The sequence below is a fragment of the Collinsella sp. AM12-1 genome (genome assembly GCF_003472325.1).
Classification (GTDB): domain Bacteria; phylum Actinomycetota; class Coriobacteriia; order Coriobacteriales; family Coriobacteriaceae; genus Collinsella.
Genome location: NZ_QRLS01000001.1, coordinates 338,817 through 339,981 on the forward strand (window position 1 = coordinate 338,817; position 1,165 = coordinate 339,981).

Here is a 1,165-nt window from a genome sequence, read left to right on the forward strand (position 1 = left end):
ACCTAACTGCCACCTACAACAACGGAAGCGCCGATGTCTTGGCAACGACAGACACTATGACCCAATCCGAGGGCACTAAAAAGATAGGAGCCCCCGCTCGTGACCGCGGGTCGGGGCTGCGACAATGATGTTGAAGTGCCATAGGCGCAGCCGCGCCGCAACGAGGTTGGGAGGCTCCCATGCCAAAGTATTCTACCGCGTTCGGGATGGACGTCCACCTGAGGTCGACCACCGTCTGCGCCCTCGACGCGGACACCGGCGAGGCCGTGACGAGGAGGTTCCCCGGCAACCCCTGGGGCGAGATCGCCGGGTGGATGGGTGGGTTCCCCGGGCCGTCGCTCGCGGCCTACGAGAGCGGCTACCCCGGCTTCGCCCCGCAGAGGGAGCTCGCCGGGCTCGGCGTCGAGTGTGTCGTCGCCGCGGTCTCGAAGATCCCCAGGTCGGCCGCCGACTCGGCCTCCAAGAACGACAGGAATGTCGCCGCCAGGATGGCCAAGGCGATACTCGCCCACGACATCTCCCCCGTATGGGTCCCCTCCCCCGAGGTCGAGGGCATCAGGGACCTCGCCGGCGCCTACGACGGGGCGACCGCGCGCCTGGCGACCGCCAAGCAGCGGCTGCTCGCCTTCCTCGCAAAGCGAGGGTTCGCCTACGGCGGCACCACGCCCGCCGGCAACCCGAGGAAGTACTGGACCTACGACTTCCTGAGGTGGCTCGACAAGGTCAGGCCGGAGGACGACGGCGGGGTTCGGACGCTCGCCGCCCTGAGGAGCGAGGTCGAGGCCGCGGCGGAGGCCCGGGCGGACCTGCTCTCCGAGTACAGGGCGGCCGTGGATGCCAGCCCGATCGCCGCGGAGGCGGCCGCCCTCCAGTCGATCAAGGGCTGCGCCTTCGCGCTGGCCGCAGCCTTCTCGGCCGAGGTCGGCGACTTCACGAGGTTCCGTTCCGGAAGGCAGGTCACGGCCTATTTCGGCCTCGCGCCGAGCCAGAGGTCGAGCGGCGACTCCGTGCGGCTCGGAGGCATCAGCGGCGCGGGCAACGCGCTCGTGAGGAAGCTGGCCGTTGAGGGTTCATGGTGCTACGCCGCGGCGCGGCACCAGCCGAAGCTCATGCCGAGGGACACGGGCGTGCCCCTCGAGATAAGGATGCACGGGAGGAAGGGATC

At 69.4% G+C, this 1,165-nt stretch carries 1 protein-coding gene; it reads left to right on the forward strand.

The features are described from left to right. Window positions 1-179 precede the first annotated feature (179 nt). Window positions 180-1,165, forward strand: a 986-nt coding sequence (locus DW136_RS01400) for an IS110 family transposase (RefSeq protein WP_118288918.1), incomplete at its 3' end; no start/stop codon positions are given.